The 14,654-nt window shown below is 72.7% G+C and carries 11 protein-coding genes and 2 pseudogenes; 10 read left to right on the forward strand and 3 right to left on the reverse strand.

The annotated features are described in order from the left end of the window. Positions 1-170: 170 nt before the first annotated feature. Positions 171-716, reverse strand: a complete 546-nt coding sequence (locus MMR14E_RS08840; protein ID WP_331313750.1) for a TetR/AcrR family transcriptional regulator — start codon at positions 714-716, stop codon at positions 171-173. Between the two features lie 136 nt (positions 717-852). Here MMR14E_RS08840 and MMR14E_RS08845 point away from each other — a divergent pair, with 136 nt between their 5' ends. Next, the gene (locus tag MMR14E_RS08845; RefSeq protein WP_331313751.1) at positions 853-1,416 is read left to right on the forward strand and encodes a sugar O-acetyltransferase; all 564 of its coding nucleotides are present in this window, start codon (positions 853-855) and stop codon (positions 1,414-1,416) included. A gap of 236 nt (positions 1,417-1,652) precedes the next feature. Here the strand turns inward: MMR14E_RS08845 and MMR14E_RS08850 are convergent, their stop codons facing one another. Then, the gene (locus tag MMR14E_RS08850; RefSeq protein ID WP_331313752.1) at positions 1,653-3,305 is read right to left on the reverse strand and encodes a hypothetical protein; all 1,653 of its coding nucleotides are present in this window, start codon (positions 3,303-3,305) and stop codon (positions 1,653-1,655) included. A 591-nt stretch (positions 3,306-3,896) separates the two neighbouring features. On the opposite strand from MMR14E_RS08850, the gene MMR14E_RS08855 reads away from it, so the two are divergent. From MMR14E_RS08855 to MMR14E_RS08865, 3 genes and pseudogenes are all read left to right on the forward strand, one after another. Then, a complete protein-coding gene (locus tag MMR14E_RS08855) occupies positions 3,897-4,172 on the forward strand; it encodes a hypothetical protein (protein WP_331313753.1) in 276 nt (91 codons plus the stop codon). Then, positions 4,118-4,528: pseudogene (locus MMR14E_RS08860) on the forward strand (MFS transporter); the annotation flags it as partial. The gene MMR14E_RS08855 and the pseudogene MMR14E_RS08860, both read left to right, overlap by 55 nt. Positions 4,529-4,737: 209 nt before the next feature. Continuing rightward, on the forward strand, positions 4,738-5,067 hold the full coding sequence (locus MMR14E_RS08865) for a hypothetical protein (RefSeq protein ID WP_331313815.1): 330 nt from the start codon (positions 4,738-4,740) through the stop codon (positions 5,065-5,067). 21 nt (positions 5,068-5,088) lie between these two features. On the opposite strand, the gene MMR14E_RS08870 is transcribed toward MMR14E_RS08865, so the two are convergent. After that, positions 5,089-7,794: an MGH1-like glycoside hydrolase domain-containing protein gene (locus MMR14E_RS08870; protein WP_331313754.1), complete on the reverse strand. Its 2,706-nt coding sequence runs from the start codon at positions 7,792-7,794 to the stop codon at positions 5,089-5,091. Between the two features lie 350 nt (positions 7,795-8,144). Between MMR14E_RS08870 and MMR14E_RS08875 the strand changes: the two genes are divergently transcribed. From MMR14E_RS08875 to MMR14E_RS08900, 6 genes and pseudogenes are all read left to right on the forward strand, one after another. Next, positions 8,145-9,278, forward strand: a complete 1,134-nt coding sequence (locus tag MMR14E_RS08875; protein ID WP_331313755.1) for a branched-chain amino acid ABC transporter substrate-binding protein — start codon at positions 8,145-8,147, stop codon at positions 9,276-9,278. A 122-nt stretch (positions 9,279-9,400) separates the two neighbouring features. After that, a complete protein-coding gene (locus MMR14E_RS08880; protein ID WP_331313756.1) occupies positions 9,401-10,291 on the forward strand; it encodes a LysR family transcriptional regulator in 891 nt (296 codons plus the stop codon). Positions 10,292-10,421: 130 nt separating this feature from the next. After that, a complete protein-coding gene (locus tag MMR14E_RS08885) occupies positions 10,422-11,186 on the forward strand; it encodes an HpcH/HpaI aldolase family protein (protein ID WP_091776158.1) in 765 nt (254 codons plus the stop codon). Positions 11,187-11,222: 36 nt separating this feature from the next. Further along, entirely contained in the window at positions 11,223-12,110 is an 888-nt protein-coding gene (locus MMR14E_RS08890) for a 2-hydroxy-3-oxopropionate reductase (RefSeq protein WP_331313757.1), read from the forward strand. Positions 12,111-12,154: 44 nt separating this feature from the next. Continuing rightward, positions 12,155-13,759, forward strand: coding sequence for a galactarate dehydratase (garD, locus tag MMR14E_RS08895; RefSeq protein ID WP_331313758.1), 1,605 nt, complete (start codon positions 12,155-12,157; stop codon positions 13,757-13,759). A gap of 76 nt (positions 13,760-13,835) precedes the next feature. Further along, positions 13,836-14,642: pseudogene (locus MMR14E_RS08900) on the forward strand (PepSY-associated TM helix domain-containing protein); the annotation flags it as partial. Positions 14,643-14,654 lie beyond the last annotated feature (12 nt).

Raw genomic sequence — 14,654 nt, forward strand, 5'->3', positions numbered from 1 at the left:
GACCGCGCCCGGGCGCGCCGGCGGCGCGCATCGGGTCGAACCTGCTCGCGCGATGGTTGCGAATTCCTTGCCGGCACCGTGCGGCATTCGGCGCCTGCCCCCCCGGCGATCACGATCGCTCGAGGGTCCGGCGCGCCGTGGCCGCCTCCGCGATGCCGGGACAGGCGGGCCTACCGCACCAGCCGCTCCACGATCGCCCGCACCTGCGCCCGATCGGCCGGCTGCGGATCGACCGAGCGGTGGATCGTCAAGCCCTCGATCATCGCGTCGAGGGCCTTGGCGGTCTCCGGCGCGAAGTGCCGCCCCAGGGCGGCCCGGCTCTTGGCCATCCAGCCCTGCATGACCCGGCGCAGCGCCGGGTTCCGGGCCGCGAAGGCGTAGAGTTCGTAGCTCAGCAGCATCGTGCGCGGGCTCGCCCAGAGGTCGCTCACGATCAGGTCGACGACCGCCTCGCAGGCCTCGTCGAGGGTCGCGGCCGTGGCCAGCCGATCGGCGAAGCGCGCCGAGACCGTGTCGGCGAGCCCGGTGAACGCCTCCGTCAGCAGCGCGTCGAGGCTGTCGAAGTGGTAGGTCATGGAGCCGAGCGGCACGTCGGCCGCCGCCGCGACCCGGCGGTGGGTCGTGCCGGCGACGCCGTGCTCGGCGACGACGTCGAGGGTCGCCTGGAGGATGCGCGCCCGGCGATCCGGGTCGAAGCGGCGCTGGGCGGCGGGCAAGGACTCCTCCTCGGATCCGGTTCAGGGCTCTCGGCTCGTGACGCGCGCGGCCCCGATGTGTACATCTGTACGCATGGCCGGGGCCCGCGGCGCCGGGCCGGCGGCGGTTCGATGCCGCCGGAGCGAGATCCTCACCATGAAGACAGAGATCATGAAGACCCAGAAGCAGAAGATGCTGGCCGGCGAGCTGTACTGCGCCGACGACCCGGAACTGGCCGCCGACAACCGGCGCATCTCGGAATGGATGGATCGGTATAACGCCACGCAGACGCGGAGCCAGCCCGAGCGGCAGGCTCTCCTGGAGGAGGCCTTCGCGCGCGTCGGCCCGGGCTGCAACATCCGGCCGCCGTTCCACTGCGACTACGGCTACAACATCAGCCTGGGCCGCGGCGTGTTCCTGAACTTCGGGTGCAGCATCCTCGACGTGATGTCGGTGACGATCGGCGATCTGACGCAGATCGGCACGGCCGTGCAGATCCTGACCCCCGATCACCCGCGCGACCCGGCGCAGCGCCGGCAGATGCTGGAATTCGCCCGCCCGGTGGTGATCGGCGCCAATGTCTGGATCGGCAGCGGCGCGATCATCCTGCCGGGGGTCACGATCGGGGACGACGCGATCGTCGGGGCTGGCAGCGTGGTGACGCGCGACATCCCGGCCGGCGCCACCGTGGTGGGGAACCCGGCCCGGCCGCGGCCGTGAGAGGATGAGGGCGCGCGGGGGCGTGCTGCGTGGGGTGCCTGCTGCCCGACCGCGTCGGCGCCGGGGCCGGCGCCGAGCGCGCCGTGTCTCCGTGCGGGCCGGAGCTGCCGCGACCGGACCGTCGATTGGGCGGGCCGATGCCGGGATCGCGCCGCCGGGATCGCGCTGCCGGCACCGGACTGCCCCTCGCGCGCCGTGCCGGAGCGGCCGCGGTCGGGCGCCGGGCGGAGGCGGGGTCAGTCCTTCCGAGCCGGCGCCGCCGTCTCGCCGAAGCCGAAATCGGCCATCCGGTAGGAGAGCTGCGCGAAGCCGCCGTAGCGGCCGGTCTCAAACTTCATCGGGCTGGGCGCCAGGAACGGGAAGGCCGTCGTGTGCGCCCTGTCAGCCTGGAGCTGCCAGTACCGGCCGCCGACACCGACGCTGACGGACGGCGTCAGGTCGTACGCGATGATCCCCTCCAGGAAGTAGCCGTCGCCGTGGCCGGCTTCCGGCCCCGGATTGATGTCGGGCCGCAGCCAGTGCCGGTCGACGCCGCTGAGGCTCACGACCGGCAGGTAGGCGCCCTCCAGGCTGACCCGGACCCGATCGAACCGCGCCTCGCCGATGACGCCGACGCGCAGCGCGTTCCACTGCATGCTCTCGCCCAGCGTCTTCATGCCGGTCGGGTACGATCTGGCGCAGGGCGTCCCGCCCGCCACCTGGCGGCAGCCGTAGCCGTTATACAGTTCGGAGGCGAACTGGTATCCGATGAAGCCGCCGAGCTTGTACCCGTCCCGGCGCAGCAGGTCGTAGCCGAGATCGACCACGCCGTAGCCGACGTCGCCGTCCTTGATCGGCGACAGCGTCTTCGAGTAGCGGCGCAGGGCGGGCGGGAAGTCCTCGTCGGCCAGGCGTCCGCCCGTGACGCCGCCCGTCCCGAGGAAGCCCTTGGCGAACAGGCCGGTGGGATTGTGCTCGATCCGGGCGAAGCTCTCGCCGGCATGGGCCTGGGCGTTGGCGTAGGTCAGGCGCGAATTGAGCTGGCCCGGCGCGTCGGGGTCGCCGAGCTTCTCGCGCGGTGTCCCGGCGCTGAAGACGTAGCGCAGGCCGCCCTCGAAATCCCAGGTCGCCGGGCCTGCCGACGCGACCGGCGGCAGGTCGGGCAGCCCGGCTCCGAACCGGTAATTGAGGCCGACGCGGGCCAGGAAGCCGTCCGTCGCGACCCGCGTGCCGGCGTGGTAGCCGGTCAGCACGGGGTACGACGGAGCCGGGAGGACCGCCCGGGAGCCGAGATCGTAGTAGAGGCCCTCGACCTTGGCGGAGAGGTGCTCGCTGAAGGCGTGCTCGAGGCCGGCGCCGGCCACGTAGCCCAGGCGCACCGCGCCCTGGCGCCCGTCGAACAGCGGGAAACCGGCCAGCGACAGGTTGTTCTCGGTCCGGACCGTGCCCGCGGCGAGGCCGCCCGTGGCGTAGACGAGGGTGCGATCGACGGCGAAGCCGATCCGGCCGCGCAGGGTGGCGAGCTCGTCCAGCCGCTGGCCGGAATGGGCGACGCTGCGGCGATAGAAGCCGCCGCCCACGGCCGGAAAGGCGCCCTCGCGGCGCTCGTAGCCCCACAGCCGGGTGAATTGGTAATCCGCGGCGGCGCCGGCGACGAAGCCGGAATTCACCTGCCAATCGTAGCCGACCTCGGCGCCGCCGACGAAGCTCCCGTCCGAGGCCCGCTTCGATGGAATGACCGGGCAGTTCCGGGCTCCGGGCTGCCCGTCCGGACCTGTGCAGACGAACTGCGTGGCGCGGTCGAGGGCGCCGTAGCCGGCGAACAGGCCGGCATGCGCGCCGGTCCAGGAGAAGACCGGCAGCGCGGCCGGCGCCGCCGGAAGCGGCCGCCGCGGAAGATCCGCCGCCATCGCGGTCTGCGACAGCAGGCAGAAGAGAAGACCAGGACCCGAGATCCGATACATGAGAAATCCCCCGTCGTGCGTAATCGAAGGCGCCGACGTCATCGTCTCGTTGTCGCTGAGCGTGCGATGCTTGACATCAAACGTCCGCCGATTGCGCGCCGTCACCGCGGTGCGCCGGTATGGCTAAGGTAAAGTGCCCCGATTCTGAAGATCGGGAGTTCCGCAGATCGAGATGACGACGGATCTGGCGACTTATTGCAGGGTCCTTTGATCGTTACCCGATCAACTATTCGGGTGGCGACAGCGAAATCGGGAAAGTCATACTGCGATCTTCGGCGAAGAATAGTGATCGCGACTTGTCCGATCTTTCGTGCGGATCGACCTGACTCTGCCGGCGCATGGTGCATTCGTGCATCACCGGGTCCGCCCCTTCGGTGGCCGGCCCCGGCTCGGCGGCACGACCGGACCGGCGCGATCCGCGGAACCATCCGAGCGGTCCGTGCCTTCCTGGGCGGGGCCGCGGGCGGATCGGGTCCGGCCGCGAGCCCCCTGGAAACGCCCGCCCGTCTTGCCGGGCGGCGAGAGAGGAAACCTCACGTGCGTTCAACGATCATCACCGCCGCCCTGCTGGCGGTCCTCGGCTCGGCCGTCGCGATCCCGGCCTCCGCCGCGCCGATCGGCCCCGGCACCGGCGTGTCGGCGCCCGCCGACATGGTCTCGACGGTCCAGATGGATCCGGTGGAGCGCCACATGATGCGCCGTCGCATGGAGCGCCGGATGATGCGCCACCGGATGGAGCGCCACATGATGCATCGGGAGATGCGCTCGGGACCTTCGCGGTCGGCTTCCTCGCCCGGCCGCTCGGCGGCCTGATCTTCGGGCATCTCGGCGACCGGTTCGGGCGCAAGCGCGCCCTGGTGGCGACGCTCGTGATGATGGGCATCGCGACCTCCGGCATCGGCCTGCTGCCGACCTACGCGTCGATCGGGATCTGGGCGCCGGTGATGCTGGTGGTCCTGCGGCTGATCCAGGGGCTCGCGGTCGGCGGCGAGTGGGGCGGCGCCGTGCTGATGGCGGCCGAGCACGCGCCGGCCGGACGCAACACCTTCTTCGCCTCCTTCGCTCAGCTCGTCAGCCCCGCCGGGCAGATCCTGTCGCTGCTGGCCTTCCGGCTCGCGGGCCTCCTCGACAAGGAGAGCTTCCTGGCCTGGGGCTGGCGGCTGCCGTTCCNCGGGGCTACTGGGCGCGACCGGCGCTCACCGCCGAGCGCTTCCTGCCGGACCCGTTCGCCGCGGGCGGCGGCCGGATGTACCGCACCGGCGACCGGGTCCGGCGGCGGCCCGACGGAACCCTCGCCTTCGCGGGGCGGGCGGACGACCAGGTCAAGATCCGCGGCCACCGGATCGAGATCGGCGAGGTCGAGGCGGCCCTGCGCGCCCTGCCGGGAGTCGCGGAGGCGATTCTGGCAGCGGCCGCGGTGAGCCTCGGCATTCTGGGCGTGGTCGGCCCGGTCTCCGCGCAGCCGCGCCCCGACTACGACGATTACGGCGGCCGCGGCTACCGCGACCGCGGCGATTACGAGTACCGGGACCGCGGCTACCGCGACCGGGACGATTACCGCGGCCGCGCCAATTACGGGTTCGACGAGCGCGAGTACCTGCGCTGCAACCCGGACGTCCGCCGCGCGGTCGCGAACGGCCAGATGGAATCGGGTGCCGCCCACTACCGGGTGTTCGGGCGCCGCGAGGGCCGGCGGCTGAGCTGCTGACCGGTTCCCGCCCGGGCGCGCCTACCGCGGGCGCGCCCGGTCGCGCAGCAGGTTGATGATGAGGGCCGTCCAGCCGGTCTGGTGGGCGGCGCCGAGCCCCCGGCCGGTATCGCCGTCGAAGAACTCGTGGAACAGCAGCGGCTCCTCGGCGCCCGGCGCCGGGGCGATCGGCGGCCGCGACCCGAACGCCGGCCGGCGACCGGTCGAGTCCTTGGTGAACAGCGCGATCAGGCGGTCCTCGAGGGCGTCCGCGATGGCGCTGAGCGTGAGCAGCGCGCCCGAGCCCGTCGGGTACTCCACCCGGAAGTCGTCGCCGTAATAGGTGTGGAACCGCCGCAGCGCCTCGACGATGAGGAAGTTCATCGGCATCCAGACCGGGCCGCGCCAGTTCGAGTTGCCGCCGAACATGTTCGAGGTGGAATCGGCCGGGTCGTACCGGACCGTGAAGGAGGCGCCGAGCTCGTTGAGCACGTAGGGCGCCTCGCGATGCACCTTCGACAGGGAGCGCACGCCGTAGGGCGAGAGGAACTCGGCCTCGTCGAGCATGCGGCGCAGGAGCGCCTTCATCCGGTGGCCGCGCAGCAGCGACAGCAGCTTGCGGTCCTTCACGCCGCCCTCGGTCCAGCGGGAGACCAGCCGCGCGAGGTGGGGCCGGTTCTCCAGCACCCAGTTCAGGCGCCGGGCGAAATCCGGCAGACGGTGGAGCACGGAGGGCTCGATCACCTCGACGGCGAAGAGCGGGACGAGGCCGACCATCGAGCGGACCCGCAAGGGCAGCATCCCGCCGCCGGGGATGTCGACCTCGTCGTAGTAGAACTCGTCGATCTCGTCCCACAGGCCGAAGCCCTGCCCGTCCGCGCCTGACCCGCCCATGTCGGTCATGGCCTCGGCGATGAGCAGGAAGTGCTCGAAGAACTTCGAGGCGGTGCTCTCGTAGACGTCGTTGTGGAGGGCGAGCTCCAGGGCGATGCGCATCATGTTGAGCGCGTACATCGCCATCCAGGCGGTGGCGTCGGCCTGGTGCACCACCCCGAAGCCCGGGGGCGGGCGCGAGCGGTCGAACACGCCGACATTGTCGAGCCCCAGGAAGCCCCCCTGGAACACGTTGCGCCCCTGCGCGTCCTTGCGGTTCACCCACCAGGAGAAGTTGATCAGGAGCTTGTGGAACACGCCTTCCAGGAAGGCGAGGTCGCCGCGCCCGCCCCGCCGGTCCCGGTCGATCTCGAACACCCGGTAGGTGGCCCAGGCGTGGACCGGCGGGTTGGCGTCGCCGAACTCCCACTCGTAGGCCGGGAGCTGGCCGTTCGGGTGCATGTACCATTCGCGGGTGAGCAGCAGGAGCTGCTTCTTGGCGAAGTCCGGGTCCAGCAGGGCGAGCGGCAGGCAGTGGAAGGCGAGGTCCCAGGCGGCGAACCAGGGGTATTCCCAGGTGTCGGGCATGGACAGCACGTCGGCCGCCGCGAAGTGGCGCCACTGGCCGTTGCGGCCGCCCGCGCGCCCCCGGGGCGGCGGCGGCTGGAGCGGGTCGCCCTCCAGCCAGCGCCGCACGTCGTAGCCGTAGAGCTGCTTCGACCAGATCAGCCCGGCGGCGGCCTGGCGGAAGATCGCGCGGGACTCCGGGCTCGCGATGCCGTCCTGCAATTCCTCGTAGAACGCGTCCGCCTCGGCCACCCGGCGGCGGACCAGGGACCCGTCGTCGACGGCCCGGGCGCGCAGGCCCGCCGACAGCCGCAGGCGGATCCGGGCGGTCTCCCCGGGCGCCAGCCGCAGCGCGTAGTGCAGGCCGAGCTTGGTGCCCGCGTCCCCGCGCACCGCCGTGCGATCGCCGCCGACGATCGCCGCGTGGAGACCGTCCTTGAACGGTCCCGCGGCGTCCGGCTGCCCGCCGTGCAGCCGGAGGTTGGTGTCGTTCTCGCAGAACAGCAGGTCCGGCGCCCCGTCGAAGGCGAGCCGGTACGGCCCGAGCCTCTCGTGGGTGCAGACCGCGCCCCCGTCGGGCGCGCGGGCGATGCGCGGGCGGGCCTGCCCGGCCTCCCACGACCACGTGTTGCGGAACCAGAGCTGCGGGACGAGGTGCAGGTCGGCGGGCTCGGGCCCCCGGTTCAGCGCGGTGATCACCGCGTGGACGTCGTCGGCGTCGGCCTTGGCGTACTCCACGGTGACGTCGAAGAACCGGTCCCCGTCGAAGACGCCCGTCTCCTCGATCTCGTACTCGGGCTGCTCCCGCCCGCGCTGCCCGTTCTCGCCGACGAGGTCCGCGTAGGGGAAGGCCGCCTGCGGGTAGCGGTACAGCATCTTCAGGTAGGCGTGGCTCGGGACCGCGTCGAGGTAGTGGTAGACCTCCTTCACGTCCTCGCCGTGGTTGCCCTCCTGGTTGGTCAGGCCGAACAGCCGCTCCTTGAGGATGCGGTCGCGCCCGTTCCAGAGGGCGAGGGCCAGGCACAGGTTGCCGCGCTCGTCGCAGATCCCGGCCAGCCCGTCCTCGCCCCAGCGATAGGCGCGCGAGCGGGCGTCCTCGTGCGTCAGGGCGGCCCAGGCGTTGCCGCAGGGGCTGTAATCCTCCCGCACGGTCCCCCATTGCCGCTCGCTGAGATAGGGGCCCCAGAGCGACCACGCCCGGTCGCCCCGGCCCTGCTCGGCGATCCGGCGGCGCTCGGCCCAGTCCACCGAGGCGTCCCGATCCGCGTCCCGACCCGCGTCCCGATCCTCGTCCGCGCGCGGCCCCATCAGCCGCGTCCCGGACGCGGGCCCGGTCGGCTGGGGCGGGAGGTGGGTCGGGGACGGGAGGCGGCCATCGGTCACGGCGGGTTGCTGCGGATCCGGCGGCCCGATGCATCATCGGCGCCATCCCGATCCGGCGGGCCCTCGGGGAGCCGCACGGCTCCGTGAGCGCCCGCCGGCCGACCGGCGCGCCCGCGCCGGTCGACATCCGGGGCCGCCCCGGAAACCTTGACCCCGGGTAAGGTGAGCGACAGGATCGCGCCCGGTGATCTGCGACTCGACGCGCGGCGATCCGCGTTGACCTAGCCGAATTCAGCGTTCGTCGGCGATTTGTCCGGCCACATCTTGGGGGAACGATGACGCGATTGCTGATGGCTAGCCTGGCCGGGCTGCTGGTCATGGCCGCGGCGCACGGTCAGGAGGGCGGCGCGCCGGTGAAGATCGGCGTCGCCGCGCCCATGACCGGGCCGAACGCGGCCTTCGGCGCCCAGATCCGCAACGGCGTGAGCCAGGCGGTCGAGGACCTCAACAGGGCCGGCACCCTGAAGGGCAGGACGCTGACCGTCACGGTCGGCGACGACGCCTCCGACCCGAAGCAGGGCGTCTCGGTGGCCAACAAGTTCGCCGGCGACGGCGTGAAGATGGTCGTCGGCGACTACAATTCCGGCGTCACGATCCCGGCCTCCGACGTCTACCTCGACGCCGGCATCATCCAGGTCACGCCGGCCTCCACGAGCGTGAAGTTCACCGAGCGCGGGATGTGGAACACGTTCCGCACCTGCAGCCGCGACGACCAGCAGGGCGCGGTGGCGGGCAGCTACCTCGCCGCGCACTTCCCGGGCAAGAAGGTCGCCTTCGTCCACGACAAGACCCCCTACGGCAGGGGGCTGGCCGACGAGACCCTGAAGACCTTCCGGGCCAAGGGCGGCAGGGAGGTGCTGTTCGAGGGCATCAACCCGGGCGAGAAGGACTACGCGGCGCTCGTCTCCAAGATGAAGTCCGCCAACGTCGACCTCGTCTATTTCGGCGGCGTGCACACCGAGGCCGGGCTGATCATCCGGCAGATGCGCGACCAGGGCCTCGCCGCCCGCATGATGAGCGGCGACGCCATCCCCGACAAGGAGTTCGTCCAGATCGCCGGCCCGGGCGCGGCCGGGACCCTGATGACCTTCGCGCCGGACGCCCGCAAGAACCCGAACGCCAGGGGCGTGGTGGCGGCGTTCAACGCCCGGGGCATCGATCCCGAGGCCTACACGCTCTACGCCTACGCGGCCGTGCAGGTCCTGGCGAAGGCGATGGCCGAGACCGGCTCCAGCGACGGCAAGAAGCTCGCGGACTGGCTGCACCGGGGCGAGCCGGTGGACACGGTGGTCGGGCCGATCGCCTACGACGGGAAGGGCGACCTCACCCGCCCCGACTACGTCATCTACGAGTGGACCGAAGGGCCGGACGGCCGGATCGACTATGCCGGGCACGAGGTCGCGCCGTAGCCCGGTCGGGCCCGGAGGCCGCCGCCTTACCTAATTGGATGAGGGCGGCGATCGCAGCGCGGCCGCCGCGGAGGCCTTATGCTCCCGCCCGACCGCGCCGCGGTCCGGGAGAGGGAGCCTTCATGTTCGACTTCAGCCAGCTCCGGTGCTTCGCCGCCGTGGCGGAGGAGCTGCATTTCGGGCGCGCGGCCGCCCGGCTGAACATGACGCAGCCGCCGCTGTCGCGGCAGATCCAGGTCCTGGAGCGCGTCCTCGACGTGCAGCTCCTGGAGCGCACCAGCCGCACGGTCCGGCTGACCGCCGCCGGCCGCAGCTTCCTGCCCGAGGCGCAGCGCATCCTGCGGCTCGCCGAGACCGCGACGCACGTCACCCGGCAGGTCGCGGCGGGCCGCGCGGGCGTCCTCAAGTTCGGCTTCACGGCGGCCTCGGCCTACGACTTCCTGCCGCGCCTCGTCACCGCGTTCCGGCGGGCGCTGCCGGACGTGACGCTCGCGCTGCGCGAGATGGTCAGCAAGGACCAGATCGAGGAGCTGCTCGCCGGCCGGATCGACGCCGCGCTGGTGCGCCCGCCGGTGACGCACCCGGACCTGATCGCCGTCCGGGCGCTGGCCGAGCCCCTGGTGGTGGCCCTGCCGGCCGGGAACCCCCTGGCCCTGCGCGACGGGCTCGCCCCCGCCGATCTCGCGCGCGAGCCGCTCATCGGCTACGCGCCCAACGAGGCGCGCTACTTCCACGACCTCGTCCTGGGCCTGCTCGCCGAGGCCGAGATCCAGCCCCCGACGGTCCAGCAGCTCACGCAGATCCACTCGATCCTGGCCCTGGTCCGGGCGGCGCTCGGCATCGCCCTGGTGCCGGCCGCCGCCGAGCGCCTGCGCTTCGAGGGCGTGGTGGTCCGCCCCCTCGTCCTGCCGGCGCCGCGCCCGGTGGAACTGCTCCTCGCGTGGCGGCGCGACGCGGACGACCCGCTCATCGCCCAGCTGGTCTCGATCGTGGCCGGGATGCCGCCCGCGTGAGCCCGCGCGGCTGATCGATGCGCGATCCGCATCGATCGATCCAGTGTTTGGCTTTGACCTCGCGGCGGAAGGCTGCGCGTGATGGGACGGACGGCGCGCAGACGCCGCGACGCCCCCAGGGAGGATCGTGATGGACAGCCTCACCAACCGCTTCAAGGCGGCCCTCGCCGAGGGGCGCCAGCAGATCGGCCTGTGGTGCAGCCTCGCGAGTCCCATCTCCACCGAGGTGGTCGCCGGCGCCGGGTTCGACTGGCTGCTCCTCGACATGGAGCACTCGGCCAACGACCTCCGGGACATCTACGCCCAGCTCCAGGCGATGATGGAGGGCGACACGCACCCGATGGTGCGGGTGCCGAGCGACGACCCGATCACCATCAAGCGGATCCTCGACGCCGGCGCCCAGTCGCTGATGATCCCCAACATCGACGACGCCGCGCAGGCCGCCCGGGTGGTCGCGGCGACGCGCTACGCGCCCCGCGGCATCCGCGGCTTCTCGCAGGCGCCCCGCGCCGCCCGGTTCGGCCGGATCAAGGACTACCACACCCGCTGCGAGGCCGAGATCTTCGTGGCGGTGCAGGTCGAGTCCCGCCGCGCCCTCGACAATCTGGACGCGATCGCCGCCGTGGAGGGCGTGGACGGCGTGTTCATCGGGCCCGGCGACCTCTCCACCAGCCTCGGCTACGTCGGCCAGCAGGGCCACCCGGAGGTGGTCTCCACCATCGAGGCGGCGGTCGCCCGGATCGTCCGGGCCGGCAAGCAGGCCGGCATCCTCACGCCGAGCGAGGAGCTGGCCCGCCGCTACATCGCGGCCGGCACCCGCTTCACCGCGGTGGGCTCCGACATGGGGCTGCTCGCCCGCAGCTCCGAGGCGCTCGCCGCCCGCTTCCGCGCCTGAGTTCCGCGCCTGAGTTCCGCAACCGGGATCGTACCCATGAACATCGGATTCATCGGCCTCGGCATCATGGGCACGCCCATGGCCGGACACCTGATCGCGGCGGGCCACAGCCTGTTCCTCAAGACCCGGCGCAGCGTGCCCGAGGCCCTGCTCGCGGCGGGCGGCACCGCCTGCGCCACCGCCGCCGCGGTCGCCGAGCGCGCCGACACGATCATCCTGATGCTGCCCGACACCCCGGACGTGGAGCAGGTCCTGTTCGGGGCGGACGGGGTCGCCGAGGGGCTCAGCCCGGGCAAGACCGTGATCGACATGAGCTCGATCGCGCCGCTGGCCACCAAGGATTTCGCCGCCCGGATCGCCGAGCGGGGCGGCGCCTATCTCGACGCGCCGGTCTCGGGCGGCGAGGTCGGGGCCAAGAACGCCGCGCTCTCGATCATGGTCGGCGGCGAGGCCGAGACCTTCGCGCGCGCCGAGCCCCTGTTCGCCGCCATGGGCAAGACCGTGACGCATGTCGGCCCGGTCGGCTCGGGGCAGGTCGCCAAGGTCGCCAACCAGATCATCGTCGCCCTGACCATCGAGGCGGTGGCCGAGGGGCTGCTCTTCGCCTCGAAGGCCGGCGCCGATCCCGCCAAGGTGCGGCAGGCGATCACCGGCGGGCTGGCCACCTCGCGGATCCTGGAGCTGCACGGCGCGCGGATGATCGAGCGGACCTTCGACCCCGGCTTCCGCATCGGCCTGCACCAGAAGGACCTGAACCTCGCCCTGGACAGCGCCCGGACGCTCGGCCTCAGCCTGCCCGCCACGGCGCTGGCGCAGCAGCTGTTCTCGGCCTGCGTGGCCCAGGGCGGCGCGGCCTGGGACCACTCCGCCCTGGTGAAGGCCCTGGAGGCCCTGGCGAACCACGCGGTCGGCGACGCCGCCTGATCCCGACAGGAGCCCGGACGGGCGCGAGACGGAAGGAGCATCCGATGCAGGCCGAGATCGAGGCCCCGACCCGCCCGCACCCGGCCGGCGCGGGGGCCGGCGGAGGAGCCGCAAGGGCCGCCGGCGACGTGCCGCGCACGATCCGCCTGAGCGACAGCGACAACGTCGCGATCGTGGTCAACGCCTTCGGGCTTCCGGCCGGCACGGTGTTCCCGGACGGGCTGGAACTCGTCGAGTTCGTGCCGCAGGGCCACAAGGTGGCGCTCACCGACATCCCGGAGGGCGGCGCGGTCCGCCGCTACGGCGAGGTGGTGGGCATCGCCACGCAGGCGATCCCGCGGGGCGCCTGGGTGGAGGAATCCCGCGTCGCGACGCCGGTCGCCCCCGCCCTCGACGCCCTGGAGATGGCCACCCGCGTGCCGGCCCCCCTGCCCCCGCTCGAGGGCTACACCTTCGAGGGCTACCGCAACCCGGACGGGTCGGTGGGCACCAAGAACATCCTGGCGATCTCGATCAGCGTGCAGTGCGTCGCCGGCACCCTCGACGTGGCGATCCGGCGGATCAAGCAGGAGCTGCTGCCGCGCTACCCCAACGTCGACGACGTGGTCGGCCTGACCCACGCCTACGGCTGCGGCGTCGCCATCAACGCCCCCGAGGCGGTGGTGCCGATCCGGACGCTCCAGAGCCTCGCGCAGAACCCGAATTTCGGCGGCGAGGTGATGGTCGTCGGCCTCGGCTGCGAGAAGCTGGTCTCGGAGCGGCTCCTGCCCGACAGCGGCGCGGCCGGCGACGGGGTGGTGCGGCTGCAGGACGAGCGCCACCGCGGCTTCTCGGCCATGATCGACAGCATCCTGGCGATGGCCGAGGCCCGCCTGGAGGTGCTGAACCGGCGCACCCGCGAGACCTGCCCGGCCTCCGATCTGGTGGTCGGCCTGCAATGCGGCGGCAGCGACGCCTTCTCGGGCGTCACCGCCAACCCGGCGCTCGGCTTCGCGGCCGACCTGCTGGTCCGCTGCGGCGCCACCGTGATGTTCTCCGAGGTGACCGAGGTGCGCGACGCGATCCACCTCCTGACCCCGCGGGCGAAGAGCCCGGAGGTCGCCGCGGCGCTGGTCCGCGAGATGGCGTGGTACGACGCCTACCTCGCCAAGGGCGAGGCCGACCGCCGGGCCAACCCGTCGCCGGGCAACAAGAAGGGCGGGCTCAACAACATCGTCGAGAAGGCGCTGGGCTCGGTCGCCAAATCGGGCACGAGCGCGATCTCCGGGGTCCTGGCGCCGGGCGAGCGCGTCCGCGAGAAGGGCCTGATCTTCGCCGCGACGCCGGCGAGCGACTTCGTTTGCGGCACGCTGCAGCTCGCCTCGGGCATCACCCTGCAGGTGTTCTCCACCGGCCGCGGCACGCCCTACGGTCTCGCACAGGCGCCGGTGATCAAGGTCGCCACCCGCACCGAGCTGGCCGAGCGCTGGTCCGACCTGATCGACCTCGATGCCGGCCGCATCGCCACCGGCGCGGCGACGAGCGAGGAGGTCGGCTGGGAGCTGTTCCACCTGATCCTCGACGTGGCGAGCGGGCGCAAGCGCCCCTGGTCGGACCGGTGGGGGCTGTTCAACGACCTGACCCTGTTCAACCCCGCGCCGATCACCTGAGACTCACCGGCGGGACGGCGTTGCGTCCCGCCGCGTCGTCAGCGTGGCCGGACTCTGCTAGGCAGCCGGCACTGCCATGACGCTGCCGATTCCCTCCCTCCGGACCCTGCTCTTCCGCCTGCACTGGGCGCTGGGCCTCACCGCCGGCCTCGTCCTCGCCCTGATGGGCCTGACCGGGGCGCTGATGAGCTACGAGGAGGCGATCACCGCCTTCGCCAACCGCGACCGGCTGACGGTCGAGGCGGCCGCGCGCCAGGCCCTGACCCCGGCGGCCCTGGCCGCCCGGATCGACGCGCAGGCGGGCGGCCGCGTCGCCAACGTGCTGACCCTGTCGGACGACCCGCGCGCGAGCGTCCACGTCCGCTTCGCCCGCGATCCCGAGACCCGCGCGCGGCCGCCCGCCGCCTACGCCGACCCCTACGACGGCGCGCTGCTCGGCCCGGTGCGGCTGGAGGGCGCCTTCACGACGGTGCGGGACCTGCACCGCTGGCTGCTGCTGCCCGGCGGGTCCAAGGGCTGGGGCCGCACGGTGACGGGCGCCTGCACCCTGGCGCTGCTGGCCTTCCTGGCGACCGGCCTCTACCTGCGCTGGCCCCGGATCCACCGCTGGCGGATCTGGCTGAAGCCGGCCCTGTCGCGGCCCGGCCGGCCGCGCTGGTGGTCGCTGCACGCCGTGGTCGGGACCTGGCTCCTGCCGGTCTACCTGGTCATCGCGCTGAGCGGCCTGACGTGGTCGTACCCGTCGTTCAAGGACGGCGCGACGCGGCTGCTCGCGGGCGCGCCGGACGCGGCCAAGACCGCCGCCCCGGGCGGGAAGGCNGCCGGCGGGCGCCGTCCGCGCGGCGAGCCCCTGACGGGGGCCTCCCGCGGGCCGTCGTTCGACGAAGGCCGCCCC

This window comes from Methylobacterium mesophilicum (assembly GCF_036441335.1).
Classification (GTDB): Bacteria; Pseudomonadota; Alphaproteobacteria; order Rhizobiales; family Beijerinckiaceae; genus Methylobacterium; species Methylobacterium mesophilicum_B.